7 protein-coding genes are annotated in these 6,427 nt (G+C 76.8%); 5 read left to right on the forward strand and 2 right to left on the reverse strand.

From position 1 onward, the window contains the following. The 3 genes from ACFVGO_RS38245 to ACFVGO_RS38255 form a co-directional block, all read left to right on the forward strand. The coding region (locus ACFVGO_RS38245; protein ID WP_380636804.1) for a hypothetical protein at window positions 1-1,391 on the forward strand (1,391 nt) is incomplete at its 5' end. A gap of 90 nt (window positions 1,392-1,481) precedes the next feature. Next, a complete protein-coding gene (locus tag ACFVGO_RS38250) occupies window positions 1,482-2,036 on the forward strand; it encodes a hypothetical protein (protein ID WP_380636805.1) in 555 nt (184 codons plus the stop codon). Next, window positions 2,033-2,554, forward strand: coding sequence for a hypothetical protein (locus ACFVGO_RS38255; protein WP_380352663.1), 522 nt, complete (start codon window positions 2,033-2,035; stop codon window positions 2,552-2,554). Before ACFVGO_RS38250 ends, ACFVGO_RS38255 begins: the two co-directional genes overlap by 4 nt. 85 nt (window positions 2,555-2,639) lie before the next feature. Here ACFVGO_RS38255 and ACFVGO_RS38260 read toward each other — a convergent pair whose 3' ends face one another. Together ACFVGO_RS38260 and ACFVGO_RS38265 are read right to left on the reverse strand one after the other, a co-directional pair. Next, window positions 2,640-3,644 carry a DUF2510 domain-containing protein gene (locus ACFVGO_RS38260; RefSeq protein ID WP_359913488.1) on the reverse strand — a complete coding sequence of 335 codons (1,005 nt, stop codon included), beginning with the start codon at window positions 3,642-3,644 and terminating at the stop codon, window positions 2,640-2,642. Beyond that, complete coding sequence (locus ACFVGO_RS38265; RefSeq protein ID WP_380636807.1) at window positions 3,641-4,954, reverse strand: MFS transporter; 1,314 nt, start codon at window positions 4,952-4,954, stop codon at window positions 3,641-3,643. The genes ACFVGO_RS38260 and ACFVGO_RS38265 overlap by 4 nt, the downstream gene beginning before the upstream one ends. Before the next feature lie 26 nt (window positions 4,955-4,980). Here ACFVGO_RS38265 and ACFVGO_RS38270 point away from each other — a divergent pair, with 26 nt between their 5' ends. Together ACFVGO_RS38270 and ACFVGO_RS38275 are read left to right on the forward strand one after the other, a co-directional pair. Next, entirely contained in the window at window positions 4,981-5,520 is a 540-nt protein-coding gene (locus ACFVGO_RS38270; RefSeq protein WP_359913482.1) for a CGNR zinc finger domain-containing protein, read from the forward strand. Window positions 5,521-5,655: 135 nt separating this feature from the next. Then, window positions 5,656-6,427, forward strand: a 772-nt coding sequence (locus tag ACFVGO_RS38275; protein WP_380636809.1) for an HAD family hydrolase, incomplete at its 3' end; no start/stop codon positions are given.

Here is a 6,427-nt window from a genome sequence, read left to right on the forward strand (position 1 = left end):
CCGCCCCGCCCGCCGGCGGCACCCCGCGCGCCAAGGCGGGCAGCCCCGCCGCCGGCCGTCCGACCCCGAGCAGAACCACCGTCACCGCCGCACCCGCCGGGGACCACCAGGCCGCGATCGGCAGCCCGGGCAAGGACGGTGGCGCCGTCACGGCGGCGGCGAAGAACCTCCAGCTGACGGCCTACGACCCGGCGGGCGGCACGGCCGTGCTGTCGGCGACGGGGCCGGCCGCCACGGCTTCGGCCCCGGCCACGGCTTCGCCCACGGCTTCGCCCACGGCTTCGCCCACAGCCTCGGCCACGACCTCGCCGGGCGCCGTCCCGCCTGCCGCAGTCGCGGCCGCGGCCGTCCAGCCCGGGCAGCTGATCGCCAGCCCGCCCACCGCCGCCGCCCCGCAGGGCGCGCTGGTCGCCGTGACCGGCGTCCGGCCCGGCGCGGGCAACACCATCGCCCTGACCACCCGTCCGGCCACCCTGGCCGAACTCCTCGGCGGCACCGAGGCCGACGGCAACGTCCCCGTCGACCCGCACGGCATCACCGTGACCCCGCTGGTCAAGGACCTCAAGGCGACCGCCGGCCTGACCGGGAACGGCGTCCAGGCCGACGCCTCCGGCACCCTGGAGGTGAACCTCAAGGCCCCCGTCCCGCTGCCCGACGGCGCGAGCCTCGACGCGTCCGGCTCGCTCCAGCTCCACCCCGCCGTCCACTTCGCCTACCACGGCGCGGCGGCCGGCAGCCCGCGCACCGCCTCGATCGGCTTCGACCTCGGCGCCCACGCCCAGTGGAAGGTCACCGGCGACGCCGCCCGCAGCACCGGCGCGGCCCCCGTCCGGGTGCCCTTCGCCAAGCTGCAGGCCAGCCCGGTGCTGACCGTCGCCGGCCTGCCGGTGGTCGTCAACCTCGGCCTCACCTGCTACCTGGAGGTCAGCGCCGACGGCCAGGTCCACCTGGAGGCGGAGCAGGACGCCACCGGCACCTGGGCGGTGCGCGCCGACTACACCGGCGGCAAGGGCTGGACCCCGGCCACCAGCGCCGAGACCAAGGTCACCCCGGTGCGCGTGCTGCTCAACGGCAAGGCGGGCGTGCGGGCCGCGCTCGGCGCCGAGATCAGCCTCGGCCTGTACGACACCGTCGGTGTGGAGACCACCGTCGCCCCCTATCTGCGCGCCCAGGCGGAGGGCTCTCTGGTCGCCGACTCCTCCGGCAACCCGCCGCAGGCGCAGGGCAGTTGGTCGCTGGTCGGCGGCGTCGACCTGAACGGCTCGCTGCTCGCCCACCTGAAGGTCTTCGGCACCCCGATCATCGAGGGCAAGCTGCCCCTGCCGCCGTTCCACCGGGAGTGGCCGCTGCTCGCGGGCTCGGCGACGCTGCCCGCCCCGCAGCACAGCTGACCCCTCGCCACCTTCCGGGCCCCTCGGCGGAGTTCTCCGACCGGGGGGCCCTCGTCATGGGTAGGCTCGGATCGGAGGAAGGGGGGCGGTGTGGGGGGCAGACGTTCGGCGCTCGGCGGCGCGGCCGTCCTGGTCTGGGCCGGGACGCTGGTCCTGTACGCCGCCACCGGGATCGGCGGGTGGGCGGCCGTTCCGGCGCTGGCCGCGGCGGTGCTGGCCGCGCTGGCGCTGCCGACGCCGCCACGACCGGGCGCACGGGCGGACGGGCCCGGGAGGCGCGTCCAGAGCCCGCTGCCGACCGGGCCCGCACCCATGGGCCTGGGGTTCCCCGTCCCCGCGGGCCTGCCGCCGGGTCTTTCGGAGGGCCTTTCGGAGGCGGGGCCGGTGGGCAGCGGGCCGGTCTTCCGGTCCGACGTCTCCGGCAGCGTCCTCGCCTGGGCGGACGGCGACGCGGCGGTCGCCGGGAGCGGCACCGGGGCCGGGCACCGGCCCCTGCTGGAGTTCGCCGACGACCCGCTGACCCCGGTGGCCGCCGAGACCGTCACCGAGGGCCTGGAACGCCTCTTCCTCCGGCTCGGCCCGCCGCCGGGCGCGGCCCGCAGCCCCGACCGCACCGCCCCCACGCCCCGAGGTGACGACCGGTGACCACCCCCGAGGAGAGCCGCACCCGCCGTCCGACGGCCCTGGAGATCGCCACCCAGTGGGCCCGGCTTCCGCCCGAGCACCTGCGGGTGGCCCTGGAGCACCTCGAACTGGAACTCCGGCGCGAACACGCCCGGGAGAGTGCCAGGGAACGCCACCAGGCTTCGCTGGAACGCGAGCGGACGGCGTCGGCCTCGGTGCTCGAAGCGGCCCGGATGCGGGAGGAGCAGGTGACCGAGCGCGCCCGGATCGCGGCTCAGGACCGCACGGACCAGCGCGCCCACCAGCTCTACGTCGGCGGGCTGGTGGCCGGTTTCGTGCTCGCCGCCGGAATGCTCGCGGGCTCGGTGATCGTCGGCCTGGACGGCCGCCAGTGGCTGGCCGGCCTGCTCGCCGGGCCCGGCCTGATCGCCCTCCCGGGGGTCTTCGTCCTGCGCCGCGGCGACCGGCCCGCCGTACGCCCGCGCCCGCTCCCGCCGCCCACCTTCCCGGAGCGGCTCCCGGACGACCGGCCGGCGTAGCCGCGCGGCCCCGTGCCCGGAGGCGGGACGGCTACGGCCGTGGCCGCGAGGGCGACGGCGGTCGCGACACCGCCGGAACGGGACGTCAGGTGCCGCTGGTGGGGGCGTCGTCCTTCTTGACGCCCAGGAGGATCTGGTCCAGCACCGAGACGTCCGGGGCGGCCGGGTCGTCGTCCACGCCGCCGTCGAAGACCACGTAGCCCCCGCCCTTCGCGGGGAGGGCGGCCAGCAGGACGTAGCCCTGGGTGCCGTCGGCGTTGGTGATGTGCCAGCGGGTCGCGTAGCCGGCCACGCCGGCGACGGCGAGGCTGCCCGAGCCGTAGTCGGTCTGCGAGGTCATCCCGCTGAAGATCTGCTTGGCGACGGTCGGCATGGCGGCGTCGGCGGCGGCCTTCGCGCTGTCGCCCTGGATGGTGTTCTTCTCCACCGAGAACCGGCCGCGGATGCAGGCCTTGCCGTTCGCGCAGGTGTAGCGGCCGCTGCCGAGGTAGACCGACCACTGCGGGGTGTCGGTCGTCGTCACCTCCCAGCCCTCGAACACCGGGAGGGTGATCGAGTGCTGCTGGTCCGCGACGGTGCTCCTGAGGACCGGGGCGGGCTTGGGCGTGGCCGGCTTCGGGGTGGGGCCGGGGCTCGTGGTCGGGCCGGTGCTGCGGCTGACGGAAACGGTGGGGTCGGTGGTCGGGTCCGCCGCCGGGTCGCCGCCGTGGCTGAGCGCGACTCCGGCGATGCTGCCGCCGACCGCCAGGACGCCGACCGCGACGGCGATGATCACGCCCGGCTTGGCCCGCCTGGGGGCGGGGAGCGGGGCCGCGGCCATCGGCGGGTAGCCAGGGCCGGGCCGGCCGTAGCCCGCGGCCGGGAACGACTGCGGGCCCGGGTACGCCTGCGGGCCGGGGTAGGCCTGCTGGCCGGGGTGGGCCGGGTACGCCTGCTGCGCCGGGGGCGCCTCCTGGCCCGGGTAGCCGTAGCCGCCCTGGACCGGCCGGACGTCGCTGGTCCAGGCGTTGCCGTCCCACCAGCGCTCGTGGCCGGGGGCGCCGTCCGGACCGGGGACCGGGTACCACCCGGGAGGCGTCTCGTTGCTCACGGCCGTACGGTACCCGCCGGTGTGCGGCCCGTGGCGGCAGGGGTGCCGCGCCCGCCGCCGCCACCGCCGCGGGCGGTCAGCACGAGGGTCGCGGCCGTGGCCGCGGCGAGGGCGGCCCAGGCGGCGGTGAAGCCGTGGGTGGTGTCGCGGAGCAGCCCGAGGGCGGGCGGGACCAGGACGACGGCCAGTTGGTTGACGGCCATGACCAGCCCGAGGGCGAAGCCGGTCCGGCCCGGTGGGGCCGACTCCGCCAGGTGGGCCACCCAGGGGCCGTACCAGCCGATGCCGAAGAAGCCCAGCCAGGTGAACAGGAGGGCGGCCACCACGGGGGAGTGGCCCGCCGGCGTCGTCAGGACCGTCAACCCGGCCACCACCGCGCCCAGGCAGACCAGGACGGGCCGGTACCGCCCGGCACGGCTGCGGTCGCTCCAGGCCGCCAGCGCGATCCGGCCGGCCGCCCCCGCCACCTGGACCGCCACCAGGACGGCGGCGCTCGGACCGGGGCCGAGGGCCGTCACGTCGTGGAGGTACAGCGCGCCGAGCACGCCGATGCCGCTGTGCACCGAGACCAGGCTCAGGCCGGAGAACAGGATCCTCGTCATGGCCGGCTCGCGGAGCATCCGCAGCCGGGAGCCGACGGAGGCCGTCGGCGCGGCGGTGCCGGGAGCGGGGCGCACGGCCGTGGCGGCCGGCGGCCGCCGGTAGAGGGCGGTGAAGAGCCCGGCGCCCACGAGGGCGACCAGCCCGCCGACCACCAGCGCCGCCCGCCACCCGTGCGCCACGGCCACCAGCGGCAGGACGGCGGCGGCGAGTGCGCCGCCCAGCGGCAGCCCCGCCTGGCGGACGCCCATGGCCAGTCCCCGCTGCGCCGGGGCGAACCAGACGGCCACCGACTTGCTGCCGCCGGGCTGCACGGTGCTGTACCCGGCGCCGACGACCAGCAGGACGGCGAGCAGGGAGGCGTACCCCTGCGCCAGGCCGCCGAGGAGCAGGGCCGCGGCGACCACGGCGGAACCGATGCCGACGACCCAGCGCTCGTTGTGCCGGTCCAGGAGCGCACCGGCCACCAGCAGGCCGACCAGCGGCACCAGTTGGGAGGCGGACAGGAGCAGGCCGATCCGGGTCGTGCTGACGTCCAGTGACTGCTGCAGGGGGACGGCCATCGCCCCGATGCCCTGGACGAAGAAGCCGGAGGCGGCCTGGGTGACGGTGGCGACGCCGAGGACCACCCAGCGGTACCGGAGCGGGCGGGCGGCGTCCCCGACGGCCCTCGGCCCGGAGTGCTTTTCGGTGTCGGTGTGCTGACTCATGCTCAGCAGCCTGGTGTCATGGTCTTATGCATCTCAACCCTTACGGCGAAGGCGCCGTGCACCTCGCCGCGGAACTGGCCAACCGGCGCCCCGGAACCGCCGGGGAACTGGTGGACCGCTGCCGCGCGGCCGGGCTGGTGGTCGACGGACCGGTCCTGCCGGCGGACCTGGCGCGCATCCTGGCCCTGCTGGACAGCTGGGAGTCGGTGGTCGACGCGGCCGACGAGCGCGAACGGGCCGAACGGCTCAACCGGATGCTGGCCGCCGACGCCGCCCACCCCCGGCTGACCGACCACGCCGATGGCTGGCACCTCCACTACCGCGACGACCACCAGCCGTTCGCCGCCGTGCTGTCCACCCTGATCGCCGTCGGCACCGCCTTCCACCTGGTGGGCCGCGGCATGCACCGGCTCGGCCGGTGCGCCGTCGCCGAGTGCACCACCCTCTTCGCCGACACCACGCGGACCGGCCGCCGGCGCTACTGCTCCCAGCTCTGCGCCAACCGCGACGCCGTCCGCCGCCACCGCCGCGCGGCGCGACCGGCGACCGGCCCGGCCCGCGCGTGACCGTCCCGCCCGGACGGCGGGGACGTGTCGGAGGGCTGCGGCCGGAGTGGGACGTCGGGCCCGCCGACTTCCCGCCCCGGCCGTACCCGAAGGGCCGCGGGATCGTGCACCGCACCGCCTGGATACGATCGCACGATGATCACCACCAGCGCCCGCACCACGGTCTTCGACATCGACGGCACCCTCTGCTTCGACGGGCGGACGATCGACCGCCGGATCCTCGCCGCGCTGGCGGACTGCGAGCGGGCCGGGCACCAGCTGGTCTTCGCCTCCGCCCGGCCGGTCCGCGACCTCCTGCCCGTCCTCGACGGGGCCTTTCCCGCCGCCACGCTGATCGGCGGCAACGGCAGCCTGGTCTCCGTCGACGGCCGGGTGCGGGCGCGGGCCGCGTTCGAAGCCGGTGACCTCGACCGGCTGCTGACCGAGGTCGAGCGGTTCCGGGCGGGCTACCTCGCCGACGGCCCGTGGGACTACGCCTACACCGGACCGGCCGACCACCCGATCCGCGGCCGGGTCGACCAGGGCGGCCTCGCCCGCCGGGTGGAGCTCGCCGAACTCCCCGCCGTGGTCAAGTTCCTGGTGGTCGACGCGGCCGACCCGGCGGCCCTCGCGGAGGCCGGCCGCGCGCTCGGGATGACCGTCAACCACCACCTCGACGAGGCGATCATCGACTTCGCCCCGGGCACCACGAACAAGTGGGAGGCGCTGACCTCGCTGGGGATCGACGCGTACAACGCCTTCGGCAACGACATCAACGACCTCGACCTGCTGCGCAACGCCCGGCACTCCGTCCGGGTCGGCGCCCACCCGGGCCTGGACGGCGTCGCCCGCGTCACCGTCGCCGTCGAACCGGAGGCCGTCGCCGCCGAGATCTCCCGGCTGGCCGAGGCGCCCGGCCGGGGGCCGA

Origin of the sequence: Kitasatospora sp. NPDC057738 (assembly GCF_042798815.1) — a bacterium.
Classification (GTDB): domain Bacteria; phylum Actinomycetota; class Actinomycetes; order Streptomycetales; family Streptomycetaceae; genus Kitasatospora; species Kitasatospora lactacystinica.

Excerpts from the sequence above, each read along its gene's own strand:
- ACFVGO_RS38265 (WP_380636807.1), bottom strand. The coding sequence starts at position 4,954 with ATGAGTCAGCACACCGACACCGAAAAGCACTCCGGGCCGAGGGCCGTC.
- ACFVGO_RS38270 (WP_359913482.1), top strand. The coding sequence starts at position 4,981 with ATGCATCTCAACCCTTACGGCGAAGGCGCCGTGCACCTCGCCGCGGAA.